This window comes from Agarivorans sp. 1_MG-2023 (genome assembly GCF_030548385.1).
In the GTDB taxonomy this organism is placed as follows: Bacteria; Pseudomonadota; Gammaproteobacteria; order Enterobacterales; family Celerinatantimonadaceae; genus Agarivorans.
In genome coordinates this window covers 361,668-387,530 of sequence record NZ_JAUOSJ010000005.1, presented here as the reverse complement: position 1 = coordinate 387,530, position 25,863 = coordinate 361,668, and the positions used below count along the sequence as shown (strand labels likewise).

Here is a 25,863-nt window from a genome sequence, read left to right as displayed (position 1 = left end):
TTAATTAACCGCTAAAATTTCTACTTCAAAAATAACCGTTTGCCCAGCCAGTGGATGATTAAAGTCCACTGTCACTGAATCACCGGTCACTTCACGCACAATACCAGGAATTTCGCTACCGTCAGGTTGAGCAAAAGCAATAATACTGCCTTCTTCTGCGGGGGCTTCGTCGCCAAATTTACTGCGCTCGAAATACTTAATGTTGTCTGGATTACTTGGGCCAAAGGCTTGTTCTGCACTGAGTTCAAATTGGCTTTTGTCGCCAGCTTTTAAGCCCTCTAAGCACCTTTCAAAACCTTCGGTTAAGCTTCCATCGCCCACTACCAGCTGAGCTGGCTTAGGGTAATTGTAAGTGCTTTCGGCAATCGATCCATCGCTTAACTTCAATACAAAATGAAGTTCTACTTTGCTTCCTTGCTGAATCATTTAGCGTCCTTTGGCTGGGGCGAGAAAATGCTGTCGAGCACCAATAACACAGCGCCTACACAAATAGCAGAGTCAGCCACGTTAAAAGACGGCCAATGATAGCTACCTACATAAAAATCTAAAAAGTCGATCACGTAACCAAACACCACACGGTCAACTACATTACCAATGGCCCCACCCAGCACCAAGGCGTAAGCAATCGCTTGCCACTTTTGGTTGGCCGGGGTTTTCTTCATCCACCACAGCAATAAGCCACTAACAAAAATAGCGATAGCAGTAAAAAACCAACGTTGCCAGCCGCCAGCATCACTTAAAAAGCTAAAGGCTGCACCGTAATTGCGTACCGATACTAAGTTAAAAAATGGAGTTACTTCTACGCGCTCGTATAAATCAAAAGTTTTAGCTATTGCCAGTTTAGTGATTTGGTCAAGTGCAAATACCACTACACTCAACCACAACCAACGTAAACCAGTACTGCTCGTTTTATTCGCTACTGCTTCATTATGCATAGTGACGAGACTCACCTTCACCCGCTACGTTGGTAACACAACGGCTACACAAGCTAGGATGCTCTGCATTTTGACCAACATCTTCGCGGTGATGCCAACAACGGTCACATTTCTCACCGCTGGCAACTTCAACAGCCACTTTAAGGTTGGCCAGTTCGGTAACGGCCGCGTCAGCAGTTGCTTGTTCTAGCGGCTGTAAGCTCACACCAGAGGTAAGCAAAACAAAGCGAAGTTCATCACCTAACTGAGTAAGTACTTGTTCTAGCTCGCTATCGACATACAGCGTTACTTTAGCTTCTAAGGTGCCACCAATTTTCTTATCACGGCGTGCTTGCTCTAGGTTCTTGTTCACCTCATCACGAATAGTGATTAATTGTGCCCAGAATGCATCATTCATGCTGTTGTCTTGGGCTAACGGTGTTAAACCTTCATACCACGTTTCAGTGAATACAAATTCGTTACGCTCACCAGGTAGAGCCTGCCAAATTTCGTCGGCAGTAAAGCTTAAGATTGGCGCAATCCAGCGGGTTAATGCTTCAGCAATGTGGAACAGTGCCGTTTGGCAAGAACGACGCGCTAGGCCATCAGTTTTAGCCGTGTACTGGCGATCTTTAATAATGTCTAAGTAGAAGCTACCTAGCTCGATAGAACAGAAGTGCATTAACTTCTGGTATACAACATGGAATTGGTATTGCTCGTAAGCTTCTACAATCTCTTGTTGAACCGCAGCCGCACGGCCAACAACCCAACGGTCAAGCTCAACCATATCTTCAGCAACCACTAAGTGCTGCTCAGGCTCAAAACCAGCCAAGTTAGCTAATAAGAAGCGAGAAGTATTACGAATACGACGGTATGCGTCAGCGCTGCGCTTGAATACTTCATCAGACACGCTCATTTCAGCGGTGTAGTTAGTAGAAGCAATCCACAAACGTAAAATGTCTGAACCCAACTTGTTCCAGATATCTTGCGGCGCAATACCGTTGCCTAAAGATTTAGAAAACTTATGGCCATTAGCATCAACCGTAAAGCCATGAGTCAATACTTGTTGGTATGGTGCTTTGCCGTGCATCGCTGTTGAGATCATCAATGATGATTGGAACCAGCCACGGTGTTGGTCTGAGCCTTCTAGGTACATATCGGCAGCTTGACCATTAAACTCTGCTCGCGCGTCTACTACGCTTGAGTGAGTTGAACCTGAGTCAAACCATACATCTAAAGTGTCTTCTACCTTACGGTATTGCTCGGCTTCGGCACCTAGCAGTTCAGTGGCATCTAAATCCCACCATGCTTGAATACCGGTTTTTTCTACTCGTTTCGCCACTTCTTCCATTAGCTCTACTGCACGTGGGTGAAGCTCATTAGTTTCACGATGCACAAATAGTGCAATTGGCACGCCCCACGTACGTTGACGAGAGATACACCAATCTGGGCGGTTCTCTACCATGCTTTCGATACGGCTTTGGCCCCAATCAGGGATCCACTGGGTCTTCTCGATTTCTTGCATAGCCTGCTTACGCAAACCATTTTGATCCATGCTAATAAACCACTGCGGCGTAGCACGGAAAATAATAGGTGTTTTGTGGCGCCAGCAATGTGGGTAACTGTGGCGGTATGCATGGTGATGCAATAAGGCGCCAGTTTCTTTTAGCTTCTCAACCACATTATCGTTGGCTTTAAATACGTGTTGGCCAGCAAAAAACTCAGTGTCAGATAAATAAACACCGTTGTCGCCCACTGGGTTGGCGACTTCTAGATCGTATTTTTGACCAACAGCGAAATCTTCTTGACCGTGGCCAGGTGCGGTATGCACACAACCAGTACCTGATTCCGTAGTAACGTGGTCACCTAAAATAACCGGTACTTCAAAATCGTAGAACGGGTGCTTAACCTTAATCAGCTCAAGGGCTTCGCCTTGACAGTAACCTAGCGCATTAAAGTGAGTCGCGCCAAAACGCTCTACACATTGCTCCATTAAGTCACGCGCTAGAATTAGACGCTCTTTACCGGCTTCGGTTTCAATTTGCACTAGTACATATTCTAAATGCGCGTTCACCGCTACTGCACGGTTAGCCGGTAAGGTCCACGGAGTGGTGGTCCAAATCACTGTAGAGATCGGGCCTTCGCCAGTAACACCTTCTGGGTGATCGAATTTGGCGAGAACTGCCGCGTCGTCTACTGCAGTGAAACGTACATCAATAGCAGGAGAGGTTTTGTCTTCATACTCAACTTCGGCTTCGGCTAAAGCACTGCCACAATCGGTACACCAATGCACCGGCTTAGAGCCTTGCAATAGGTGGCCGTTATCGATGATTTTAGCCAAAGAGCGAATGATGTTAGCTTCAGTATCAAAGTTCATGGTTAGGTAAGGATTTTGCCAATCACCTAATATACCCATGCGGATAAAGTCTTTACGCTGGCCGTCGATTTGCTTAGCAGCATAATCACGACACTTTTGACGAAACTCAGCAGCAGTTACCTTTTTACCAGGCTTGCCAACTTTCTTCTCTACTTGCAACTCGATAGGCAAACCATGACAGTCCCAACCCGGCACATATGGCGAGTCAAAGTCTGACAAGGTCTTCGATTTAATAATGATGTCTTTAAGCACCTTGTTAACCGAATGGCCAAGGTGAATATTGCCGTTGGCGTAAGGAGGGCCATCGTGCAAAATAAAGCTCTTTTTACCTTTTTTGGCCTGTCTAATCTGGCCGTACAAATCCTTTTCGTCCCAACGCTTAAGCATTGCAGGTTCGCGGTTGGCTAAGTTACCACGCATCGGAAATTCAGTATCAGGTAAATTAAGAGTATCTTTATAGTCGCTCATCGAATCACTTTTCCAGTCAATTACTCAGCAAGGCCATAGTAGGCTTTTGCTCGCTTAATATCGAGATTCACCTGAGCTTTCAGCGCATCAAGTGAATCAAATTTTTGTTCATCTCGTATTTTTAACTGCGGTTCAACCACTAAGCGTTGGCCATACAGATTGGCATCAAACTCAAACAAATGCGCTTCCACCAATAAATCTTTTCCTGCGGCGGTAGGTCGCCAGCCTATATTGGCAATTCCAGAGAATCGATGCTCTGGTTGCCCGTGTACATACACTTTTACCGCAAATACACCATGAATCGGGCAAACATGACGAGCCACCTTTAGGTTTGCCGTAGCAAATCCCAGTTGGCGCCCTAGTTTTTGCCCGTGGATCACTTTGCCACTAAAGCTAAATTTTCGCCCTAATAACTGACCCACGGTATTAAAATCAGAGTCAGCTAAATGCTGGCGCAATAATGTGCTGCTAACTCGCTGTTGATTCATACAAAATGAATCAGTTGAAGTTAGCTCAAAACCATATTGCTGTTTAGCGGCTTGCAAACTAGCAAAGTTACCTTCTCGGCCTTTACCAAAATGAAAGTCATCACCCACTGCTAGATACTTAATACCTAACAACTCTACCAATAATTGACGCACAAAATAGTCAGCACTTTGCTGAGCAAAGGCTTGGTTAAAACGCACCACTAGCAAACGGTCAACACCCAAACTTTTGAGCTGTTGGTATTTATCGCGAAAGCGGCTTATTCGAGCGGGCGCTTTATCTTTAGCGAATATTTCTAAAGGCTGTGGCTCAAAAATCATTACCGCAGCAGGTAAGCCCCGCTGGCGAGCCTGTTCAACTAATCGCTTTATTACTTGCTGATGGCCTAAATGCACACCATCAAAATTACCGATGCTTAAGGCACAGCCATAATGGCGCGCTTTAATGTTGCGTATACCGCGAATTAACTCCATTCCCGCGCCTATTTCGTCAAAAACCGACGGATTATAGCTTGTTTAGTCCGCAGTTACAGCCCCGAAACTGCTTTTCAAGTGCGCTAATCTTATCCCTAAGCAAAATAGTAAAACTAAGTAGCTGACAATGGCCGCCGCAACGCAAATGATCAACTGAATAACGCTGTTGTACCAGTTAAGGGCAAACCATTGCTCAGCCACCGGAGAAAGCCAGTAAATAAGGCCTCCCATGGCAACCGAAGCGAGTACTATGCGCACAATGCACCCGCTAGTGGCTCGGCTCACTTTGTATACTCCTTGCTTGTGCAATCCCCGATACAATAAAGAAGCATTAAGCAGAGCCGACAACGCCGTGGCAATCGCCAACCCTACGTAGCCATAAGGAATGGCAAAAATAAGGTTAAAACCCATATTACTCACCATGGCAATGATGCCAATTTTAACCGGGGTTTTAGTATCTTGCCGCGAGTAATAACCGGGCGCTAATACTTTCACTAACATAAAGAATAACAAGCCACCGCTATACGCCATTAAGCTGTATGAGGCATTAAGTACATCTTGTTGGTCAAAAGCACCGCGCATAAATAATACTTGAAGAATGGGGTGACCTAACAACGCTAAACCAATGGTGGCTGGAATACCTAAAAAGCACACCATGCGCACAGCCCAATCCATGGTTTGTTGAAACTGTTTAGGGTTAGCGTCTACATGACGTTGCGACAAACTAGGTAAGATCACCGTGGCGATAGCAATGCCAAATAACCCTAATGGAAACTCCAACAAACGGTCTGAATAATACAGCCAAGAAATAGAGCCTGTGACCAGAAAGCTGGCAATAAGAGTATCGAGCAACAAGTTAATTTGACTGACCGAGACCCCGAATAATGCGGGAATCATTAAAGTGCGAATTTTTACCACACCCGGGTGCTTCCAGCCCCAACTTGGCTTGCGTAGTAACTTAAGCCTAAATAGAAAAGGCAGTTGAAACAGAAACTGAACCAAACCACCAAAAAACACGCCCATAGCTAACCCTACCTCGGGTTGCTCTAACTGCGGTGACACCAGCATGGCGAAACCAATAATCACTACATTCAGTAACACTGGAGTAAAGGCAGCAACCGCAAAACGACCATAAGCATTAAGAATGGCCCCCGATAAACCGGTAAAAGTGACAAACCACAAATAGGGAAAGGTAATTTTTAACAAAAAGGCCGACAGTTCAAACTTTGCAGCATCAGGCCCATCATTTAACCATGAGATAAACCAGCCCGTGCCAAATAGGGCAGCAATCAGTGGCGAGCCAATAATGCCAAATAAGGTCACAATGGTCACCGCCAAACCAAGCGTACCGCTCACCTTGGCAACCAGTTCTCTTACTTCATCTTCGGCACTTTTTTGTTTGTACTCTGTAAGCACTGGCACAAAAGCTTGGGCAAACGCGCCTTCGGCAAATAAACGGCGTAAGAAATTGGGAATTTTGTTGGCAAAGAAGAATACATCGGCGGCTACGCCCGCCCCCATCAAGTTTGCTATTACTACGTCTCGAACTAAACCCAATACGCGAGAAATCAAGGTCATACCGCTAACAATAGCGCCCGATTTTAACAAGGTTTTACTCAATGCACTGTCCTGTTGCCAATTTATACAAATTCCTCTGCCCTAACATAGAAAATGCTGGTAGAATCGCGCCACAGTTTACCCGCCTATACAGATCTATGCTACGGCCGTAACGTTTAGTTGGCCTTTACGCACTTGGATATTTATAGTTGGTTAAAAATTGTTTGACATAAACATGAAAAACGGGCATATTCCACGGCCTTAAAATTCATAATTCCAAGACAAAGTTCAGGAGTTACACTTGGCTAATATTAAGTCAGCTAAAAAACGCGCTGTCCAAGCTGAAAAGCGTCGTCAACATAACGCTAGCCGTCGCTCTATGATGCGCACTAATTTGAAAAAAGTTATTGCAGCTATCGAAGCAGGCGATAAAGAAGCAGCTACAGCAGCATACCAAGCCGCTCAACCAGTTTTAGACCGTTACGCGTCTAAAGGTTTGATCAGCAAAAACAAAGCAGCTCGTCATAAGAGCCGCATTGTTGCTAAAATCAACGCACTTTAATTTAAAGCGCTTGATAAAAAAAACCGGCCTTGGCCGGTTTTTTTATATCTGAAATTCAGCTAATCAGCACAGTACAGCGCGTGCAGCTGGCCTAACACCGCTTTGGCTTCATCACTAGCCAAAGAATAGAAGATGGTTTGAGACTCTTTACGGGTGCTTACCAGCTTATCTTTGCGTAGCCATGCTAAGTGTTGTGATAAAGCAGACTGGCTAAGCTGAACCCGTTGGTTTAACTCCCCTACCGTTAACTCACCTTCGACTAGGTGGCACAAAATCATTAATCGACTTTCGTTAGCTAGGGCTTTAAGGAGCTTTAATGCAGGCTCTGCATTTTTTTGCATGTCTTCTATATTCATCTTTCTACCTAGTGAAGCAATTAAGGCAAACTATACGTGAAATCACTAGAACTCGCTAGCCAGCCGCCTAAGCGCCAATGTGAAGCAAAGAAAAAAGCCGCTATGTAGCGGCTTTTACTTAGGGTGAGATACGTTTATTGAGCGATGATTTTATATTGCATAGTGGCATCATTCACTTCCACTATGTAATTGCCTACTACGTTGGTGAAGATGTCTCCACCCGTTTGCTCTAGTACGCCATCGTTATTATTGTCACCGTAATTATTTGACCAATCCCCACTAACATCAAACTTAAAACGTTGCTCATTCTGGCCGTCAAAGCTCACCGTAGTTTGCCAAGTATTATTTGCCACTAAGCTCATTGCCCCAGTTTGCCAATTGTTAGCCGTTCCTCTAAAGAACAGCTGTTGGAAATTAGCAGTAAAGTTAGCATTTGGGTCAATCACCTCTACAACAACAGACGCTTTTGCCGTTTTACCGCCGTCATCGGTTACGGTAAGGCTCATACCATAAGAGCCTGCAGTAGCGTAATTTACAGTAGTGGTTTCTGTGGTCGCATCATTGCTCCATAGGTAGCTAGCAATGGTGCCGTCACTATCACTAGAACCGGCCGCACTGTAAGTAATGCTTTGGCCAATATCTATTTGAGTAGCCGAGGCACCAATAATGGCCGTGGGAGCTTGGTTAGCATTAAGTTCAGTGATGCTGTAAGCCAACGTCTGGTCATTGACCTCAATTAAGTAAGACCCCGTTAGCGTAGTGAAAATATCTCCACCAGATTGCTCTAGCACTCCGTCAGCATTGTTATCGCCGTAGTTTTGCCCCCAATCACCGTTTACATCAAACTTAAAGCGCTGATTAGCTTGGCCATCAAGTTCAACCACTAGTTGCCATGTATTATCAGCAACCAGATCCATCGCAGTAGTTACCCAGCCGTTTGCTGTTCCGCGGAAATAAAGCTGATTAAAGTTTTTCGCTTTTTCATCGCTTTCCACGCTTAACACAGCGTTAGCAGTTGCTGTAGCACCTTCATTGTCTGTTACTGTTACGCTGATGGTTTTGCTTACATCTACCACTACATCAATGCTGCTCGTTGTTTCGCCTGTGCTCCACAAGTAACTCGCAATAGAGCCATCTTCATCACTCGAACCAGCTGCACTTAAAGTAACAGTAGTCCCAGCGGCAACGGTTTGACTCGCCGGAGAAATGTTGGCAATAGGTGCTTTATTTGGTACTACCGTCAGTGTTACCGAGGTACTGGCAGTTTTACCTTTGTCGTCGCTAACCGTAAGGCTAATGGTTTGAGTTTCATTCACCGTGACCGAAATAGACTCAGTGCTTGCACCAGTACTCCAGCTGTAACTGGCAATTGACCCGTCACTATCACTTGAACCAGCCCCACTTAAGGTCACCACAGAGCCTTTCGCTACTGTTTGGCTGCCAGGGCTAATAGCAGCTACGGGTGCTGCATTACCATCTAAACCATCTGGTATACCTGCTGCGATGGCTCCCGAGACAACATTCCAACTGCCATCATCTACTTTGTAGTTTTGACCGCCATTATTATCCCATGTACCGCTACAGTTGTTAGCGACAAACTCTAGTTGAGTACCATCCACTAGGTCTACGGTTAAGCTGTACCAGTTACCACCAACACTTTGCATAGCTTCGCCAGGTGCCACTGTCCAAGTTACCGCACCATCAACGGTGTAGTGCAAACATACTTGCCCCCAGCCGCTGTTATCTTGATAGTACACCGTTGAAGTAAGAGACTGACCAATAATACGATAAGTCACACTGGTAGAGGCTTTTTGACCCACGCTATCGGTCACAGTCACCGACACTGTGGTACGTTCGTTTAGCGTAACTGTAATTGAAGGGGTAGTTTCACCAGTGCTCCATAAGTAACTAGCAATTGGACCTTCTTCATCTGAAGAGCCTGCAGCACTTAAGGTAACAACGGTACCTAATGCCACTTCTCCACCAGTAGCATCTATATTGGCAACAGGGCGCTTATCACCCACTACCACACCATCGGTAAAGAACATGGCTTCGCCAGCGATTGCACCGTTCACATCTTCAACAGTTTTACCGCCCACCGAACTAAACTGGCCAGCACCTACGTAAACTTGTTGAATCTCAGAACGAGTCACATTGCCTTTGCTATCCGTAGCTTCAATGTAGTAATCAAGCAATTGCTCTTGGTATTGGTCAATGTAGCTGAAGTACAAGTTACCAATTTCTTGGGCAGGTACTACATCAAACATTTCTTTACCAGAAGGCTGCCAAGACACACCATTGATATCGCCACTTAAGTCGCGTTCATTCATGTCAAAACTTTGCCATTCTCCCACGCGCGATGGGTCAACATTTGGATCGCTGCTGTGAGCACTTGGATCGTACAACTTAAAGGTTTTATCGGTTGCGGTCGCCCACTTATCTTTGTGAACACGGACCTTAACTTTAATATCTTGAATGCCATTTACGTCATAACCATAGGTATAAATAGCAAACTTAGTATCGGCGTAAACCGTCGCCCACCCTTCAGCCTTACTTGAGTTGGCACTGCCAGGATTGTATGGGTAGCGCTGAGGCCACCAAACAGACGGGCCGGTTTTATCTTGGCTCAAGTTGGCATCTACATAAGGTGTAGTGAAGTGCAAAGACTGGTTAAACGAAATGGTAGGTTTTACCCCGTCATCAACGTTTTCGTCGTAGTAACCAAAACCCGAATCAATAGATGCTAGCAAGAAATACCAACCTAATTCAGCAGGGTTTGCACCACCGGCGTAGTTGTTTCCGGCATCACCTTTAACAGGGTAAGACATCATCCACGGGTTTAACTGGTTACCTGGGTAGGTCACTTCGTTATCACGCGCGGTGCTTGGGCTCCAATAGTTAGGGTTATTGTCTAACCAGATTTGCTCAGCTGTTTTTGCGTAGTTTTCTGCCGCTTGCAGTAAAGCAAAGTTACGCTCTAGATAATGATAACCTAGTTCTAGCGATACCATATGCTCGCGAGTGGCTACAAAATCAGTGCCATTGGCAGTATTAAAATCAGCCATTTGGCCACGCCACACACCCACTGGAATATGCCAGTGATACCACGTTGGATCAGCAGATGAATCTCGAGTATCAATCCAAGAACCATCTTGTACGTGAACAATGTCATCTGCAGGAATTGGGTAAGCTTTTAGATATTCATCCACCCCCATACCGCGAACCGAACTGTCTGCATAGGTTACGTTACCTGAGTTGGCCCAAGTACCGCCGTCGCCAGCACGTCCAGATGAGTTATCGCCATCGTGAGCAATAGTGAAATACTGAGTTCTACCAAGCGATGCTGCGTCACCTTCAAATGCTTTAAGCACATCAGCAGTTACAGAGCCTTGGTAGCCCTCTTCCCAAGAACTCGCTTGCTCTACCGGAATGCCCGCTACTTTATGTTGCTCACCGGTATTAGGATCTACGTATTGCACCCAGTGTGGAATAGAAGCAAAGGGGAATTTATTGTAGGTAACCTGCTGCTCATTAAACATGTGCAGTTCAGTCCAAGCACCAATATCACTAACGTTTTGTAAGTCGGCACGGTTAGGTGGTGAGATTAAGGTGTCTTTACCTGGGTCGTTTAGGTAAGGGTAATCACGTAAGGTACGCGAGTAATGCACGTTACCTAATACTGACCACTCAATGCCTAACTTGGTCAATACCGGAATAATTCGCTCAGAAAAACCTAACTCTGTTGGGAAGAAGCCTTTAGATGATTTAAATGAATCACCTAAGAAATAATCTTGAGCCAAAGTAACGTTTTGATAAATCAAATCTTTTAAGAAATAGTCATTACCCACCAAAGGCCCCATGGTGTGGTGACCAGAGAAGTGGATAGTGTCTAGAGCATTAAAACCACCGCTGGTCTTAGTGCTGTTTTGGGTATCACGCCAATAAGCGCCCCAGCCCAAATTGTAACCGTCCAAATTACCTAACTCGCCAAAACTCTGCACGTTGTTAATCACTGATGCAGACATGGTGACATGGGTTTGGCTTTGAGGATGATTGCCGTTGTTACCTTTGGCCGTATCCATTGGCCAACTTAAGTAGGCACCTTTTTTAGCATGATGCTGATAATAAGAGACTAAATCGTCGTGCGGCATGGGAGCACCGCTACCCGGAATATAAAACGTGTAGTTAGCTGGAGGACTATTCTTGAGGTTAATGACTTGGCCGTCGTAGGCATAACGAACGGGGTCGCCTACCGACAAACCTTCATATTGACTTACGTCGTAGTACGGCCAAAAATTTGGCATATGATTATGATAAATATGAGTCGCTGCAATTTCCGCCTGCGCAGAGATCGACGCTGCCACCATACTTATGGCAAACACCTTTTTCATGATTTGCTTCCTTTCCCGCACTCGTGGCTTAAGGCCACTCATACGCTTACTCGCTGTTAAAAATACAGAAGCCAAACATGGGAACGTTTAGTGTTAACCGATTTATATAACCCTACTACTGTTTGTTTCTGCGCTCAGATACCTAACGGCATCACCCACTAAATCAGGTTGAGATATACCTATAATTTAGCGAGGCCTCTGTACTACAGCTCGATGCTATGGCGAAAAAATCTTCCACAACAGGGAGTTACCAGAAACATTTTGTGTTGGTCGTTATTGCCAACAATTATTATTCTATTGAGCGCAATAGCAGCTATTGCTTAGCCTATTTTGCTAAAGGCCCAAATATTATTCTGTATTTTATAAATAGTAGAGTAGCGCTTGGAAGGTGAATAATTAAGCAAGATAAGCGCTAAACATGCGCGGCTTCAAATAATGCTCAAGGTCAAACCAAAATATTTGATATTACTCACAATAAGAAAAGTGTTTTAAAACGGTATATTGTTTCGCCTATTCAATAAATAATATTAAATAATTTTTATACCAGCGGCAGCTAGTCACAACTGATGTTTAGAATCTCATCCACATTTTGTAATTGCTGCTCACCTGAGAACAAGGTTGAAAAGTCACTATTACAAAGCTGTTTTACCGAAGGGTGTTGAATCATTCGCTCCGCAAACAGCACGTGATATTCCTCCGTTAACTCATTAGTGATGCCTAATAAGCGTGTATTAGGGTTAGCCAAAATTTCTTCCGTATATATGGCTGGAGCAACAAAAATACCGTCGGTATATGCACCAAACGCTTTCATTAACGCGGCATCATCAAACTCACCTAAAACCGATACTTTTAAACCTAGCTCATCAAACCAAGTCCACAGTTTTCGGCCTAAAGAGCTACGTCTGCCGGGCAGCAATAGACTACGTTGTTCTAAACAAGCAGGAAACGGCAAGAGTGGAAGAGGTTCATTGGCAAAAAACGCGATGCCGCTTTCGCCCAGTTTCTTGCTCAACACACCGTCTTGCTGAGCGTTGTCTAAACCACAGTCTGACAAAATCATATCTAACTTGTGCTCTGCTAACTGAGATAAAAGCAATTCGTGGGTAGACTCAACACAACGCAGACGAATATTACCGTCGGGTGGCACAGCAGAAAGCAAAATACGGCTAGCTAAACGTTTCGATAACGCGTCAGCAACACCCACCTCAAACAATAATTTATCTTGTTGTGAATAGTTAACGATATCGAGCATTTCATAACTGAGACTGAACATGCGATCGGCATATTTATAGACCAGCTGGCCCAGTTCGGTAGGGGTTATCTTAGGGCCTCGGCGAATAAACAACTCACCCGCTAAACGCTGTTCCAGTTGCTTAATTTGGCCCGTTACGGTTTGTGGGGTTAAAAACAACGCCTCAGCGGCAGCGGTTACCGATCCTCGCTTGTAGGTCATCCAAAAGTAGTAAAGATGGTTGTAGTTTAAATGTGACATGCCTTACCTAACAGCAAACCCCGAAAACGGGGTTTGCATCATTGTTATTGTTCGGCCTTCAATTTAACTACATGGAAGACGTACTTAATGTTTTGTTGGATTGACCGAGCTCTAGCTCTGCTAGCTTAGCGGCTTCTTCACGGGTAGACCTGTGCAATAAACCGTAACCCAACAATGCTGCAGTCACCGAGCCTGCCAATATAGCTAAACGCGACAGTCCTATCAAATCAGTTTGACCCGCAAAGGCTAACGACGAGATAAAGATAGACATAGTGAAACCAATACCACACAGCATAGACGTTGCAAGTAACTGCATGTTGTTAGCGCCTTCTGGCAACTTAGCCCAGCCAGCGCGAATCGCTAAGCGGCTACAAGTATAAATACCTAAAGGTTTACCTACTAACAAACCAAGAATCACACCCAAGGCTAACGGACTTTGGAAGCTTTCTAAGCTAATTCCGGCCAGCGGAACCCCCGCATTAGCAAAGGCGAAAATAGGCACAATGAAAAAGCTCGATGCAGGGTGTAAGGCGTGCTCTAGCTTCTTCAACGGAGAGCCACCTGAGTTAGCCTTAATTGGGATCATAAAGCCAACTATTACGCCTGCTAGGGTGGCGTGTACACCCGACTTAAGCACCGCAACCCAAAGCACTAAGCCAAGCAACATGTAAGCACTTAAGCCACCATGTCCGCGACGATTAAGCATCCATAAACCAAGGGTTGCTGCCACCGACCACACCAACGGCATAATTGCGACTTCACTGGTGTAGAACAAGGCAATAACAACAATTACGCCCAAATCGTCGGCGATTGCTAGTGCCAGTAAAAATACCTTTAAGCTTGCTGGAACGCGCTTACCTAGCAGCGCCATAACACCCAATGCAAAAGCAATATCAGTTGCTGCAGGAATCGCCCAGCCTTTAGCCAGCTCTGCATCACCAATGTTGAATATTAAGTATACGGCTGCGGGTACTACCATACCGCCGATCGCAGCGACTACAGGTAATAAGGCACGTTCTTTAGATGACAGCGCTCCTTCAACCATTTCGCGCTTAACTTCTAAGCCAATCACCAAGAAGAACACAGCCATTAACCCATCGTTGATCCACAACAATAAGGGCTTGTTAATATCGAGTTCGGCAATACGCACCTGAAATGGGGTATCAAGAAATGCGAAATATGCAGGAGATAACCAAGCACTGTTTGCCATAAACAGTGCTACCACGGCGGCTAGCATCAGCAAGATACCACCGGCAGCTTCCATTCTTAAAAAACGATCAAGAAATGATTTCATAACAGCTCACAGAGAAAAATGAAGACATTATTTTACTCAGCGATGGGTTAAAACATATTCACTTGTAATTACGCTTATCATCGGAAATTCCGATGATATAAACTTTAAACAACGGTTTAACTATTTATTAATACAAATTAAAAATAAAACCTAACAAGCCTTAAACGATTTATCAGGTTTTATTTGATGCTTTAAACCGAAAACGGATAAGCGATAGGATCGTGGAACTGGTAATCACTGACTTCAAAATCATCCAGCGTTACCCAGGTTTCTAAATCTTCTAGAGATTTAATTTTAGGGTTGATATGTAGCTTAGGTGCAGCATAGGGCTCACGCTTAAGCTGCACGTCTTTCATCAGTGCGAGCTGATCTTCGTAGATATGAGCATTAACAATTTTATGGTAAGCCTTACCCGCCTTGTGGCCGGTAATTTGTGCCATCAACGCTAAGAAAGTAAACACCTGAATTTGGTTGAAGTTTTGCCCTAGCGGCACATCACAAGAACGCTGTGACGAAGTGAGGTACAAAGTATCGCCTAACAACGAAAAGGTATGGGTGTGCATACATGGTCTTAAACACCCTAAGTGAAATTCGCCAGGATTATAAAAGGATAAAATTTCACCGCGGTCATCAATACCATTAGTTAAGTCATCAACGATTTTTTTGAGTTGATCTACCGAGCCACCTTCAGGCTTGCGCCATGAACGCCCCTGAACCCCGTAAACACGCCCCATATCATTGTCCCCTTTACGAGCGGGGTTATTTAGCCAAGCTTGGTTTTCATTAGCGTTAGCTAACCAAGTTGGGGTGCCTAATGCTTTAAATTCAGCGGCATTATCTAAGCCACGAATATAACCTAGCAACTCTGCAATCGCCGCTTTCCAGTAGCTTTTGCGAGTAGTCACTAAGGGAAACTCATTGTTAGCGACATCGTATTCAAGATCAGCATTAATAACCGTTAAACATCGTTTACCGGTACGTTCATTTTCAATCCATGTACCCTCGTTAACAATCCGTTGGCAAAGATCTAAATACTGTTTCATGCGTTACTCTCTTTGGTATTACGGCGGTAAGCCCAAGCGATAAACAAAGCGCCAAATATAATCATTGGCAGAGACAAGATTTGTCCCATGCTCATGCCCAAACTCAGCAAACCTAAATGGCTATCGGGTTCGCGGAAAAATTCGATAATAAAGCGGAAGCTACCATAGCCGAGCAAGAAGGCACCTGATATAGCTCCCATTGGCGGTTTGCGCTTAGCGTAAATTAACAACAACACTAACAGTACAATACCTTCTAAAGCGACTTCATATAGTTGAGAAGGATGTCTTGCCACCATACCACCACTAGGGAACACCATCCCCCAAGGCATGTCTGTTGCACGGCCCCACAACTCACCATTCATAAAGTTTCCTAAGCGCCCAGTTGCCAAGCCAAATGGAATCAGCGGCGCAATAAAATCGGCCACCGTAAAGAAGTGTCTTTTAGTGTGGCGAGCAAACCACATCATTGCGCCAATCACCCCTAACAAGCCACCATGGAATGACATGCCGCCGGTCCAGATTTTAAATAGATACAAAGGATCGTCTAAAAACTGCGGGAATTGGTAAAACATGACGTAGCCCATACGGCCACCAATAATCACCCCAACAAAACCGTAGAATAACAAGTCGCTGACTTCAGCACGTGTCCAACCGCTTCTGGGCTTATCAGCCATACGGTTGCCTAACCACATCGCAAATAAAAAGCCGAATAAATACATTAAACCGTACCAGCGCACGTCTAATGGACCGATGCTTATGGCAATCGGGTCAATCTCAGGGAATTGCAAAGGTGTAGACACGATAAATAGCTCTATTTAAGGAATAAAAAGAAAGGGCATTTTGCAGTGAAAAAGGCCACGAGACAAGCTTTGACTGGTGGCAGTTTTATTAATGTTTACTCACGCGCACTAACTGAGACAGCTGCAGCTGTTCAAGATAGTCATATAACAAGCTGTAAATAGCAGAGCCACTTTGGCTAAGTAAAATTTGTTCACGTAACTTAGTGAGATCAGCCATATTAACGTGGCGAATAATGTACTTGATTTTGGCGAGATTGAAACTGCTCATACTTAAGCGGCGATAACCTAAAGCCAACACTAACAAGGCTCCCACCGGCTCACCTGCCAACTCACCACAAAAGCTCACAGGAGTATTAGTTAAGTTGGCCTGCTCAATAATCTGATTAAGGGCTCGCACAACCGCAGGGTGGAAAGTATCAAATAGCTCAGCAACTCGAGTATTGTTGCGATCCACCGCTAATAAATATTGGGTTAAATCATTGCTGCCCACCGACCAAAAATCAACTCGCTGAGCCAGCTCTGGCAATAAGAACAACACCGACGGCACCTCAAGCATCACCCCATGTTTGGGTCGCTCTGGAGGCTCACGTAAATCTAACTCATCAACCACTTCAGCCCACGCTTGCTCCAATAAACGCGATGCTTCATCTACTTCATTTAGGCAGCTAATCATCGGTAACATAATGCACAAATTGCCACACTCTATCGCCGAGCGATACATAGCACGCGCTTGCACTAAAAAGATCTCTGGGTGATCAAGGGTTAAGCGTATTCCACGCCAGCCCAAAAATGGATTTTCTTCCACAATAGGAAAATACGGAAGCTGTTTATCTCCCCCCACATCTAAGGTGCGCATGCATACTTCTTTACCACTGTAGCTCTTCAATATATCTCGATAGCGAATATATTGTTCGTCTTCAGAAGGGAAGCGGTCTTGCATCAAAAAGGGAACTTCGGTGCGGTAAAGTCCTACACCGTCGGCACCAGCATTAACGGCAATGTCACTATCGGCACTTAAACCGGCATTGATCAGCATTTCTACTGCTACCCCATCGGTACTTAGCGCCGGTTTATCTAAATCATGCTGAACTAAACTATTAATCTCGCTCTCTTGAGCGAGCAAAGCCAAATACTCATCACGAATAATTTTATCTGGCTCTACAAATAACTCGCCTGAATACCCATCTAGAATCAGCTCGCAACCACGGAGTTTATTAACATTGAAACTTAAGCCCATTAGCGCAGGAATGCCCATGGCTCGCGCTAAAATCGCTGCGTGGGAGTTGGCCGCTCCACGTTGTGAAACAACGCCGGCGAGAAATTGACGAGGAATTTGCGCAAACATCGTCGCGGTCACTTCTTCGGCGACCACTATCACTGGTTCAGTAGGTAGCAAATCAGCATTAGGGCCAAGCTCTAGCGCATGTAATAAGCGCAAGCCAACGTCTTTAACGTCAACTGCACGCTCCTTCAAGTAAGGGTCATTCATTTCTTGAAACTGCTTAACGTAGTGCTCTATCACTAAACGTAAAGCCCCTTCAACCTGGTACCCTTCTTCAATTTTACGGCGAATATCTCCGGCCAAGCTGGCATCAGCCAACATGTGCTGATACACCTCAAAGATAGAGGCGACATCTTTTGGAAGTTGTTCAGAGAGCTTAATAGCAAGGCTATGAAATTCATCGCGGGTAATGTCTAACGCGCCATTAAACCGTGCCAATTGATATGAAACATCGCTGGCTTTCTGAATTTGCTGTAATTCCAAGGCGCCAGAAGAGCGGTTAATCCAAGCCCGAGCAATTGCAATTCCGCTAGAGCTAGAGCCTGCTTTAATTGCCTCGCTCCATTTCTGTTTAGAGGGCTCATTCAATACAGCTTGAAAATCAGTATTTGCCAATACACCCGCCAGGTGCGCAGCTAAGGTAACAAGAAAAGATTCTTCACTTTGATCAAAACTACGCGTTTCTGATTGCTGAACCACCAATACCCCTAACACTTTGCGTTGGTGGGTAATAGGCGTGCCTAAAAAGGAAAAGAAACCGTCTTCGGCGGTTTCAGGAAGATACTTAAAATGAGGATTAAGCCGAGCGTCGGCTAAGTTAATGGGTTCTTCGCGCATGGCCACTTGACCAACCACCCCTTCGCCAAGCGGCATGAAGGCTTTACCAACGGCTTCACTAGCGAGGCCGTCGGTTGCACGTAACACTAAATGTTGCTGTTGCGAGTCCGTCACATATACCGAGCAGCAGTCGGTAAGCATAGTGTGACGAATTTGTTTAACTAAAATAGCAAGCGCACTGTCGAGAGTATCGGCATTGCTTACCTGTTCAACAATGGCGCGTAACTCTCCTAACACTTGCTATGCTCCCTTGCGCTTTTTGAAGCGTCGTCGCTTATCTTTACTTTGACCTTTTTCCGAACGGTTAAAGGGTAAAGCCGCGGTAACAAACTCTTTTAAGGCACGACGATACACCTCCCGCTTAAAAGACACCACTTGTCTTACGGGATACCAAAAACTCACCCAGCGCCAATCATCAAACTCTGGGTGACCACAACGGTCAAATTTAATATTCGATTCTTTGCCCACTAAACGCAGCAAAAACCACTTTTGTTTTTGTCCGATACAAACCGGCGGACTATCCCAACGAATTAAGCGTTTTGGTAATTTATAACGCAGCCAATGTCTAGTTGTTGCTAAAATTTTTACGTCTTGCGGCAACAAGCCGACTTCTTCATGTAACTCACGATACATCGCTTGTTCAGCAGACTCTCCCTCGTCAACGCCTCCTTGAGGAAACTGCCATGAATGTTGACCATATCTACGCGCCCATAAAACTTGACCACGTTGATTACAAATAACGATGCCTACGTTGGGACGATAACCATCCCCATCAATCACTGAAACAACCTTCAGCTAAAAACTATAGATAATCTGATTCTTTCACAGAAACACAAGCGCGGCAAATATGCCTATCACAAAGGGAGTAAATTGTACTAACAACGGCTAAGCCATAGTTATTCGATTTATCTGTGCGAAAGGCTGTGCATAACTTGCGTCAAACCGATAAAAGGCTAGTCAAACTAATTTAAATGTACTTACGAACAAGTAAAGAAAAGAAAATAAAAACAATAAAAAACATACACTTAAAATAAAACCTAGTTAGCAAAAGTTAAGTTATTAGCACCCCACTCTGTTTATAACTTCAAGCGCTCAAAATTCACACAATCACCGTAGAACTACTATTTATTAATCCCAATAAGCCGCTGTTCTATACATTTTGAGTTAAACGACGTGGTTCTGTGCATAAAATCCAAGTTAATAACAATTGAGGATAGTTATCCATATTTTTTGTGGATAAGGTTGTTCGTAACTTGCTATTTGTTATGAATAACGGCTCTTAGTTGAGTAAAGCACTCAACCACAAACGATAAAAACGAATATAATCATATAGTTAAAAACAAACCGTCACCTTCACCTCAGCTACTGTATTTACTGAGCAGCTTCTATACAATAGAGCTTTAATGGCAAACGAACTCAGCATGATCAGCACACCAAAAACCGAACAAGAATTGTTTGAGAGAGCCCAATCGTTGGCAGGCCTGAGCCTTGGTGAGCTTGCTCAACGAGAAGGCCTTGCGATCCCCAAGGACCTAAAGCGCGAAAAAGGCTGGGGTGGACAACTTATAGAATGGTGCTTAGGCGCAACAGCTGGCAGCAAACCTATTCAAGACTTTCCTGAACTGGGTATTGAACTCAAAACCATTCCTATCGATAACACGGGAAAGCCCTTAGAAAGCACTTATGTGTGCATCACTCCGCTCACCAATATTGCGGGTGCAACTTGGCACACCAGCAACGTGTATAACAAGCTATCGCGGGTATTATGGATCCCTATTTTGGCTGAGCGACAGATCCCTGTTGATCAGAGAATTGTAGCGAATCCTATCCTTTGGAGCCCAACAGCCGAGCAAGAACAACTGCTCCGATCAGATTGGGAAGAATTAGTAGAAATGATCAGCTTCGGCCAAATTGATCAAATAACTGCGCGCCACGGTCAAGTATTGCAACTACGGCCTAAAGCCGCTAATAACAAGGCTCGCACGGCTGCTATTGGGCCAAACGGGCAGCCAATTCAAACCCTTCCTCGAGGTTATTATCTTCGAACCCGCTTCACTTCAGCACTGCTCCGCGACTACTTTCAATTGTAAAAAAAATAATCAACTATTGACCAAGCTCTCACTTATTTGAAAGAATCAAGCTTGGTCACATTGTATACGGATTTATATTATCTCTCGGAGGAGAAAACCATGCCGTTGAAAAAGCAATATCTAAAGTCCAAGCCAGAAGTAAAAGTTACCTTTGAAATTGAGAAGGAAGCAACTCAAGATGCGGAGCAAATATTTTTGCTGGCAGAGTTTAATGAGTGGCAACCTTTAGAGCTAAGCAAACTTAAGAATGGCAAATTTAAGGTAGTAGTGAATGTACCTACTGACCAACAAGCCAGTTACCAATTTAAATACAAGCTATGTTTAGCTGATGGCGTAGAAGCATACGACAATGATTGGGAAGCTGATGCCTACCAAGCCAATGGTGTAGACGGCGATAACTCTGTATTACAGTTAGCTCAATAACTCATTTTCAGATATAAAAAAAGCCCGCAATTGCGGGCTTTTTGTTCTCGAAGAAGTAGACTTACTTAGTCGCCAACTTTTCTTTAATACGTGCTTTCTTACCAGAAAGTTCACGTAAGTAGTAAAGCTTAGCACGACGAACGTCACCACGACGCTTAACAGTAACACTCTCAACTAGCGGGCTATGAGTTTGAAATGCACGCTCAACGCCTTCACCGTTTGAAATTTTACGTACAGTAAATGCAGAGTGTAAACCACGGTTACGCTTAGCAATTACCACACCTTCAAACGCCTGTAGACGCTCACGGTCACCTTCTTTTACTTTTACCTGAACTACAACTGTATCACCAGGTGCGAACGCAGGTACGTCTTGCTTCAATTGCTCATCTTCGAGCTGTTTAATAATATTGCTCATTACTATTTTCCTAGAATTAACTGAAACTTTATTTATTATCCAAGGGCTTCTGCTCTTGGATGAACTCAGCAAGAATCTTTTCTTGCTTGTCAGTCAGAGCTAGATTCTCCAATAACTCCGGTCGCCTCAAGTAGGTTCGCCCAAGTGCCTGTTTGTGCCGCCACTCTTCAATTTTTTTATGGTTACCACTTAGCAATACCTCGGGTACTGCCTGCCCATCCAAAACTTCTGGACGAGTATAATGTGGACAATCCAACAATCCATCAGAGAATGAATCCTGCTCAGCTGAAGCTTTATCCCCCAGTACTCCCGGAATTAACCGCGAGACGGCGTCTATCATATTCATTGCTGGCAGCTCACCACCACTTAACACATAATCACCAATCGACCATTCCTCATCAACTTCGGCTTGAATCAAGCGTTCGTCAATGCCTTCGTAGCGACCAGCAACTATTATCAGCTTTTGCTGTTGAGCTAACTCTATTACTCCGTCTTGCTTCAAGGTACGCCCTTGCGGTGACATATAAATCACCTTTACCCCATCACCAGCAGCCTGTTTAGCAGCATGAATTGCATCCCGTAAGGGTTGCACCATCATTAACATACCAGGGCCACCGCCGTAAGGTCGGTCGTCCACCGTACGGTGACGATCGTGGGTGAAATCACGAGGATTCCAACACTCAATCTTAATCAGGCCACGTTTAACCGCACGCCCAGTTACACCATACTCGCTTATAGCAGAAAACATTTCCGGGAATAGACTTACTATTCCCACCCACAATTGTGGTGTTTGCTCAGCCATAATGGAACCTAGAAACTAGGATCCCAATCAACAGTAATAGTTTGAGACTCGCGATCGACGTTATCAATTATCTGAGACTCTACAAACGGAACTAACCGTTCTTTTTTGCCAAAGGCATCTTTCAAATTGGCTTTCACAACCAAGACATCATTCGAGCCGGTTTCCATTAAATCGGTTACCTGCCCTAAGTTATAGCCACTGCGATTAACCACTTGCATGCCTATAAGGTCACGCCAGTAATATTCATCTTCAGCTAGCTCTGGTAGGTCTTGTGGCAATGCCGCAATATCCATTCCAGTTAAACTCTGTGCTTGTTCTCTTACATCAAAGCCCGCAAGCTTAACGATGAAAGATTTGCTGTGTCGCCGCCATTCTGTCACTTCAATTGAAGTATATTCGCCAGAACGACCTATCAACCAAGGTTGATAGTTAAATACAGCTTCTGAATCATCGGTGAATGAGTTAACTTTAAGCCAACCTTTAATACCGTAAACGGCACCTAAGCGACCTACCACGATGGGCTGTTCTGTATTGCTCATCTTAACTCCACCAAAAAAACTGAATTATGCTGCTTTAGAGTCTTTGATTAGCTTAGCTACACGGTTAGAAACCGCAGCGCCTTGGCCAACCCAGTGATCAATGCGGTCTTGTTCCAAGCGAATACGCTCTTCTTGACCTTTGGCGATCGGATTGAAAAAACCTAATTTCTCAATAAAGCGACCGTCACGTGAATTACGGCTATCAGTAACAACTACTTGATAGAATGGACGCTTTTTTGCGCCGCCACGTTGCAAACGAATGGTAACCATATCGTCCTCATACTAGTTAAAAAATTTAAGGTCCCGAAATGGGATCCCCGCTAATTGAAGCCGCGGAATTGTACTCCTTTTTAGCTTAATTGCAAGCCATACCCCGCTTTAGCGGCAATCTAAATACAGCGCTTCTTGCCGGCTTTAATAAGTGTGGTAATTCCATCGTGATTTAGTGCTAAAAAAGCCGAAGCACATCAAGCCACTAGCTAGATGCAAGCAACTACTCAGCGGGCTTTGACTTAATCTAAGACTTGCACCAACATAAGCTTCTTTTTGCAGATATGTAGGCGATAAGTTTATGCAGTACCAGTGGATATTGTTTGATGCTGATGAGACGCTGTTTCATTTTGATGCCTTTGCTGGCTTACAATTAATGTTCTCGCGTTACGGTGTGAGTTTTGAACAGCAAGATTACCAACACTATCAAGCCCGTAACCTGCCGCTTTGGGATGCCTATCAGGCGGGCCAAGTAAACGCTGAGCAGCTGCAACAGCAGCGCTTTGAATACTGGGCTAATAAACTCGAACAACACCCTCAGCAGCTTAATGACGCCTTTCTAGTGGCAATGGCAGACATTTGTAGCCTATTGCCTGGTGCTAAAGAACTGCTTGATGCCTTAAAGGGCAAGGTGAAGATGGGCATTATTACCAACGGGTTTACCTCTTTGCAAAACATTCGCTTAGAGCGGACTGGCTTAGCGGGTTACTTTTCGCCTTTGGTGATTTCTGAGCAAGTGGGAGTGGCTAAACCACATATAGACATTTTTGAACATGCATTTGAACAAATGCAGTATCCAGAGAAACACAAGGTATTGATGGTTGGGGACAACCCGCATTCAGATGTACAAGGTGGCTTAAACGCTGGTGTTCATACCTGTTGGTTAAATAGACATGGGAAAGACAGACCTGCAGGAATAGAGCCTCATCATGAAGTGAGCTCACTTAAGCAGCTGCAAACCCTGTTAGAGGCGGCATAACTTTACTCACGCTTAAAAAGTCAAAAGGGGCATAGCCCTTCAGCTTCTGCCCCTTTCGGTTGTATGACCCTTTGCCTTTCTTGGGTCTTTCTACTTTTGCTTTAAATAATGGACTGGTTACCAGTGCCTTTATCGCATTGTCATTTATTTGCCCTCGGCTATGCTCATGAGCAAGCACCGGCTTGGCGGCTTTCTTGTTAGCCATAATATCCTCGTTTAACGGTGTAATTAAGTACCTAATTGGTCACTTGCTGCGCAGTATATCGTAATCTGGCATAAACCCAAATCTTCTTCACTTTTGCAAGTCTGTTTTACCCCTCTAAGTATTCGGATTAAATCTACCCGCAAAAAAAGTAGGCCGAAGCCTACTTTAGAACAACTCTAACTAGCCAAGCTTAGTGACTAATCATCCACGGCCGCATAGAGGGGAACATTTTCTCCCCACTGGCGGTATAAAACAGCTTTGAGCCTCCCCGTTTAGTATGAGTACAACCACAACCTTTTTTCACTTTCTCGGCATTTTCAGCTCTGGTATCAGCCGTTGAATGTTGCGGTTCGTGCCGCGCTTGCTCGTTTCTCTCTATGGCTTGTTTGGTTTCTGCCGCCATATCGAGTACCGAGGGTGGCAACATAATCACCCTTGCAGACAACGCGTCACACTTCGGGCACTTAGCTGGTTTAGCACTATCGTCCATGGCGGCTAATTCATAAAACAAACCATGTTCAGCACATTTATAGTCATAAACTGGCATAGTCCACCTCGCTTACTTATCTAGGTCAGGCGCTAAAGGCATATCAACGCTACCATCTAGGTACTTGGTTGGGCCATCAGCATTAGGTTTAATATCAAACTCAAAGATATCGGTTGGCAACCATAAAGTGGCACACGAGTTTGGTACGTCAACAACCCCACTTAAGTGACCTTGTACAGGTGCAGTGCCCAACAGTGAGTAGGCTTGAGCCCCGCTGTAACCAAACTTTTTCAGATACTCAATGGCGTTCAAACAAGCTTGACGGTAGGCCACGTTGGCATCGAGATAATGCTGCTTGCCGTTTTCGTCAACCGAGATACCTTCAAAGATCAGGTAATCGTCATACCGAGGGGCAATTGGGCTTGGTTTGAAGATAGGGTTTTTAATCGCGTACTTAGACATGCCGTCTTTAATGAGATTAACCCGTAAGTGAATCCAACCGGCCATTTCAATCGCACCACAAAACGTGATTTCGCCATCGCCTTGGCTAAAGTGCAAATCGCCCACCGACAAGCCGGCGCCTTTTACATACACAGGAAAATAGATTTTTGAACCGCGAGATAAATCTTTAATATCACAGTTACCGCCATGTTCGCGCGGTGGTACTGTTCTTGCGCCTTCTTCAGCGGCGACTTTGGCTTCCTCGGGTTTCATGTTACCCATATGCGCGGTAGGCGCATAAGGCAATGCGGCTAACATAGGTACTCTGTCTGGGTTGGTATCAAACAGTTCTTTTTCACGGCGGTTCCACTCGTCTAGCATCTTCTTGTCAGGTAAGCAGCCAATTAAACCAGGGTGAATTAACCCCGCAAACTCAACACCCGGAATGTGCCGAGATTTGGTGAACATACCATTGAAGTCCCAAATCGATTTTTGCGCTTCTGGAAAGTGTTCATCCAAAAAGCCGCCACCGTTTTGCTTTGAAAAGAAGCCGTTAAAGCCCCACTGCGAGTCGTCAAAGGTACCAATGTCTAGAATATCAACTTCGAGCAAATCACCTGGTTCCGCGCCTTCTACACCTACCGGGCCAGATAAAAAATGCACCTGAGATAAATCAACATCGCGAACATCAGAAGCGTCGTCGTCATTTTTGATTTGCCCGCCAGTCCAATCTACACACTCTAAAATAAAGTCGTCACCGGGCTTCACCGTTGCGGCCATTGGAATATCTGGATGCCAACGGTTATGTAGCTTTTCGTTGTCGTATGCTGATTGTTTTAGGTCAATTTTAATGATTGTTTCTGCCATGGTCTTTCTCCTT

General features: G+C 44.7%; 24 protein-coding genes. 4 read left to right on the top strand and 20 right to left on the bottom strand.

Annotated features, from left to right (window positions below; all coding sequences use genetic code 11):
• The 5 genes from fkpB to murJ are packed head-to-tail and all read right to left on the bottom strand — an operon-like array spanning position 1 to position 6,338.
• Positions 1–426, bottom strand: coding sequence for an FKBP-type peptidyl-prolyl cis-trans isomerase (gene fkpB / locus Q4592_RS10080; protein ID WP_137674912.1), 426 nt, complete (start codon positions 424–426; stop codon positions 1–3).
• Positions 423–935, bottom strand: a complete 513-nt coding sequence (gene lspA / locus Q4592_RS10075) for a signal peptidase II (RefSeq protein ID WP_137674911.1) — start codon at positions 933–935, stop codon at positions 423–425. Before lspA ends, fkpB begins: the two co-directional genes overlap by 4 nt.
• A complete protein-coding gene (gene ileS / locus Q4592_RS10070) occupies positions 928–3,759 on the bottom strand; it encodes an isoleucine--tRNA ligase (protein ID WP_303512457.1) in 2,832 nt (943 codons plus the stop codon). Before ileS ends, lspA begins: the two co-directional genes overlap by 8 nt.
• 20 nt (positions 3,760–3,779) lie before the next feature.
• Positions 3,780–4,718 carry a bifunctional riboflavin kinase/FAD synthetase gene (gene ribF, locus Q4592_RS10065; protein WP_137674909.1) on the bottom strand — a complete coding sequence of 313 codons (939 nt, stop codon included), beginning with the start codon at positions 4,716–4,718 and terminating at the stop codon, positions 3,780–3,782.
• A 42-nt stretch (positions 4,719–4,760) separates the two neighbouring features.
• Positions 4,761–6,338: a murein biosynthesis integral membrane protein MurJ gene (gene murJ / locus Q4592_RS10060; protein WP_303512454.1), complete on the bottom strand. Its 1,578-nt coding sequence runs from the start codon at positions 6,336–6,338 to the stop codon at positions 4,761–4,763.
• 238 nt (positions 6,339–6,576) lie between these two features.
• On the opposite strand from murJ, the gene rpsT reads away from it, so the two are divergent.
• Positions 6,577–6,837, top strand: coding sequence for a 30S ribosomal protein S20 (rpsT, locus tag Q4592_RS10055; RefSeq protein ID WP_137674907.1), 261 nt, complete (start codon positions 6,577–6,579; stop codon positions 6,835–6,837).
• Positions 6,838–6,896: 59 nt separating this feature from the next.
• Here rpsT and Q4592_RS10050 read toward each other — a convergent pair whose 3' ends face one another.
• The 8 genes from Q4592_RS10050 to rppH form a co-directional block, all read right to left on the bottom strand.
• Positions 6,897–7,193, bottom strand: a complete 297-nt coding sequence (locus Q4592_RS10050) for a metalloregulator ArsR/SmtB family transcription factor (protein WP_137674906.1) — start codon at positions 7,191–7,193, stop codon at positions 6,897–6,899.
• A 134-nt stretch (positions 7,194–7,327) separates the two neighbouring features.
• Entirely contained in the window at positions 7,328–11,584 is a 4,257-nt protein-coding gene (locus tag Q4592_RS10045; RefSeq protein ID WP_303512450.1) for a PKD domain-containing protein, read from the bottom strand.
• A gap of 553 nt (positions 11,585–12,137) precedes the next feature.
• Positions 12,138–13,076 carry a transcriptional activator NhaR gene (gene nhaR / locus Q4592_RS10040; protein WP_137674904.1) on the bottom strand — a complete coding sequence of 313 codons (939 nt, stop codon included), beginning with the start codon at positions 13,074–13,076 and terminating at the stop codon, positions 12,138–12,140.
• 67 nt (positions 13,077–13,143) lie between these two features.
• Positions 13,144–14,370, bottom strand: a complete 1,227-nt coding sequence (gene nhaA, locus Q4592_RS10035; RefSeq protein ID WP_303512448.1) for a Na+/H+ antiporter NhaA — start codon at positions 14,368–14,370, stop codon at positions 13,144–13,146.
• A gap of 191 nt (positions 14,371–14,561) precedes the next feature.
• On the bottom strand, positions 14,562–15,413 hold the full coding sequence (locus Q4592_RS10030) for a thymidylate synthase (RefSeq protein WP_303512445.1): 852 nt from the start codon (positions 15,411–15,413) through the stop codon (positions 14,562–14,564).
• A complete protein-coding gene (lgt, locus tag Q4592_RS10025) occupies positions 15,410–16,216 on the bottom strand; it encodes a prolipoprotein diacylglyceryl transferase (protein WP_303512493.1) in 807 nt (268 codons plus the stop codon). Before lgt ends, Q4592_RS10030 begins: the two co-directional genes overlap by 4 nt.
• 85 nt (positions 16,217–16,301) lie before the next feature.
• The gene (gene ptsP, locus Q4592_RS10020; RefSeq protein WP_303512441.1) at positions 16,302–18,569 is read right to left on the bottom strand and encodes a phosphoenolpyruvate--protein phosphotransferase; all 2,268 of its coding nucleotides are present in this window, start codon (positions 18,567–18,569) and stop codon (positions 16,302–16,304) included.
• A 3-nt stretch (positions 18,570–18,572) separates the two neighbouring features.
• Positions 18,573–19,112: an RNA pyrophosphohydrolase gene (gene rppH / locus Q4592_RS10015; RefSeq protein WP_303512439.1), complete on the bottom strand. Its 540-nt coding sequence runs from the start codon at positions 19,110–19,112 to the stop codon at positions 18,573–18,575.
• Between the two features lie 641 nt (positions 19,113–19,753).
• Between rppH and mutH the strand changes: the two genes are divergently transcribed.
• Together mutH and Q4592_RS10005 are read left to right on the top strand one after the other, a co-directional pair.
• Positions 19,754–20,422, top strand: a complete 669-nt coding sequence (mutH, locus tag Q4592_RS10010; protein WP_303512491.1) for a DNA mismatch repair endonuclease MutH — start codon at positions 19,754–19,756, stop codon at positions 20,420–20,422.
• Between the two features lie 99 nt (positions 20,423–20,521).
• Positions 20,522–20,845 (top strand): isoamylase early set domain-containing protein, encoded by a 324-nt coding sequence (locus Q4592_RS10005; protein ID WP_137674897.1) that lies wholly within the window; start codon positions 20,522–20,524, stop codon positions 20,843–20,845.
• Positions 20,846–20,906: 61 nt separating this feature from the next.
• Here Q4592_RS10005 and rplS read toward each other — a convergent pair whose 3' ends face one another.
• Genes rplS through rpsP form a run of 4 tightly spaced genes read right to left on the bottom strand, consistent with a single transcriptional unit; the run spans position 20,907 to position 22,871 of the window.
• A complete protein-coding gene (gene rplS, locus Q4592_RS10000; RefSeq protein WP_137674896.1) occupies positions 20,907–21,260 on the bottom strand; it encodes a 50S ribosomal protein L19 in 354 nt (117 codons plus the stop codon).
• A 28-nt stretch (positions 21,261–21,288) separates the two neighbouring features.
• Positions 21,289–22,041: a tRNA (guanosine(37)-N1)-methyltransferase TrmD gene (gene trmD, locus Q4592_RS09995; RefSeq protein ID WP_137674928.1), complete on the bottom strand. Its 753-nt coding sequence runs from the start codon at positions 22,039–22,041 to the stop codon at positions 21,289–21,291.
• 29 nt (positions 22,042–22,070) lie between these two features.
• The gene (gene rimM, locus Q4592_RS09990) at positions 22,071–22,601 is read right to left on the bottom strand and encodes a ribosome maturation factor RimM (protein WP_303512433.1); all 531 of its coding nucleotides are present in this window, start codon (positions 22,599–22,601) and stop codon (positions 22,071–22,073) included.
• Between the two features lie 24 nt (positions 22,602–22,625).
• Complete coding sequence (rpsP, locus tag Q4592_RS09985) at positions 22,626–22,871, bottom strand: 30S ribosomal protein S16 (RefSeq protein ID WP_016401327.1); 246 nt, start codon at positions 22,869–22,871, stop codon at positions 22,626–22,628.
• Between the two features lie 301 nt (positions 22,872–23,172).
• Here rpsP and yjjG point away from each other — a divergent pair, with 301 nt between their 5' ends.
• A complete protein-coding gene (gene yjjG / locus Q4592_RS09980; protein WP_303512424.1) occupies positions 23,173–23,850 on the top strand; it encodes a pyrimidine 5'-nucleotidase in 678 nt (225 codons plus the stop codon).
• On the opposite strand, the gene Q4592_RS09975 is transcribed toward yjjG, so the two are convergent.
• From Q4592_RS09975 to fmdA, 3 genes are all read right to left on the bottom strand, one after another.
• Positions 23,816–24,055, bottom strand: a complete 240-nt coding sequence (locus Q4592_RS09975) for a ribosome alternative rescue factor ArfA (protein ID WP_303512420.1) — start codon at positions 24,053–24,055, stop codon at positions 23,816–23,818. The genes yjjG and Q4592_RS09975 overlap by 35 nt on opposite strands.
• Positions 24,056–24,245: 190 nt before the next feature.
• The gene (locus Q4592_RS09970) at positions 24,246–24,602 is read right to left on the bottom strand and encodes a zinc ribbon domain-containing protein (protein ID WP_303512418.1); all 357 of its coding nucleotides are present in this window, start codon (positions 24,600–24,602) and stop codon (positions 24,246–24,248) included.
• A 12-nt stretch (positions 24,603–24,614) separates the two neighbouring features.
• Positions 24,615–25,850 carry a formamidase gene (fmdA, locus tag Q4592_RS09965; RefSeq protein WP_137674891.1) on the bottom strand — a complete coding sequence of 412 codons (1,236 nt, stop codon included), beginning with the start codon at positions 25,848–25,850 and terminating at the stop codon, positions 24,615–24,617.
• Between the last annotated feature and the right edge of the window lie 13 nt (positions 25,851–25,863).

What these genes read in the sequence shown, in the direction of transcription:
- mutH (WP_303512491.1), top strand. Translation starts at nt 19,754, where the DNA reads ATGATCAGCACACCAAAAACCGAACAAGAATTGTTTGAGAGAGCCCAA.
- fmdA (WP_137674891.1), bottom strand. Translation starts at nt 25,850, where the DNA reads ATGGCAGAAACAATCATTAAAATTGACCTAAAACAATCAGCATACGAC.
- nhaA (WP_303512448.1), bottom strand. Translation starts at nt 14,370, where the DNA reads ATGAAATCATTTCTTGATCGTTTTTTAAGAATGGAAGCTGCCGGTGGT.
- Q4592_RS10045 (WP_303512450.1), bottom strand. Translation starts at nt 11,584, where the DNA reads ATGAAAAAGGTGTTTGCCATAAGTATGGTGGCAGCGTCGATCTCTGCG.
- Q4592_RS10005 (WP_137674897.1), top strand. Translation starts at nt 20,522, where the DNA reads ATGCCGTTGAAAAAGCAATATCTAAAGTCCAAGCCAGAAGTAAAAGTT.
- ribF (WP_137674909.1), bottom strand. Translation starts at nt 4,718, where the DNA reads ATGGAGTTAATTCGCGGTATACGCAACATTAAAGCGCGCCATTATGGC.
- Q4592_RS09970 (WP_303512418.1), bottom strand. Translation starts at nt 24,602, where the DNA reads ATGCCAGTTTATGACTATAAATGTGCTGAACATGGTTTGTTTTATGAA.
- fkpB (WP_137674912.1), bottom strand. Translation starts at nt 426, where the DNA reads ATGATTCAGCAAGGAAGCAAAGTAGAACTTCATTTTGTATTGAAGTTA.
- lspA (WP_137674911.1), bottom strand. Translation starts at nt 935, where the DNA reads ATGCATAATGAAGCAGTAGCGAATAAAACGAGCAGTACTGGTTTACGT.
- rpsP (WP_016401327.1), bottom strand. Translation starts at nt 22,871, where the DNA reads ATGGTTACCATTCGTTTGCAACGTGGCGGCGCAAAAAAGCGTCCATTC.
- yjjG (WP_303512424.1), top strand. Translation starts at nt 23,173, where the DNA reads ATGCAGTACCAGTGGATATTGTTTGATGCTGATGAGACGCTGTTTCAT.
- nhaR (WP_137674904.1), bottom strand. Translation starts at nt 13,076, where the DNA reads ATGTCACATTTAAACTACAACCATCTTTACTACTTTTGGATGACCTAC.
- ileS (WP_303512457.1), bottom strand. Translation starts at nt 3,759, where the DNA reads ATGAGCGACTATAAAGATACTCTTAATTTACCTGATACTGAATTTCCG.
- rplS (WP_137674896.1), bottom strand. Translation starts at nt 21,260, where the DNA reads ATGAGCAATATTATTAAACAGCTCGAAGATGAGCAATTGAAGCAAGAC.
- Q4592_RS09975 (WP_303512420.1), bottom strand. Translation starts at nt 24,055, where the DNA reads ATGGCTAACAAGAAAGCCGCCAAGCCGGTGCTTGCTCATGAGCATAGC.
- Q4592_RS10030 (WP_303512445.1), bottom strand. Translation starts at nt 15,413, where the DNA reads ATGAAACAGTATTTAGATCTTTGCCAACGGATTGTTAACGAGGGTACA.
- rimM (WP_303512433.1), bottom strand. Translation starts at nt 22,601, where the DNA reads ATGAGCAATACAGAACAGCCCATCGTGGTAGGTCGCTTAGGTGCCGTT.
- Q4592_RS10050 (WP_137674906.1), bottom strand. Translation starts at nt 7,193, where the DNA reads ATGAATATAGAAGACATGCAAAAAAATGCAGAGCCTGCATTAAAGCTC.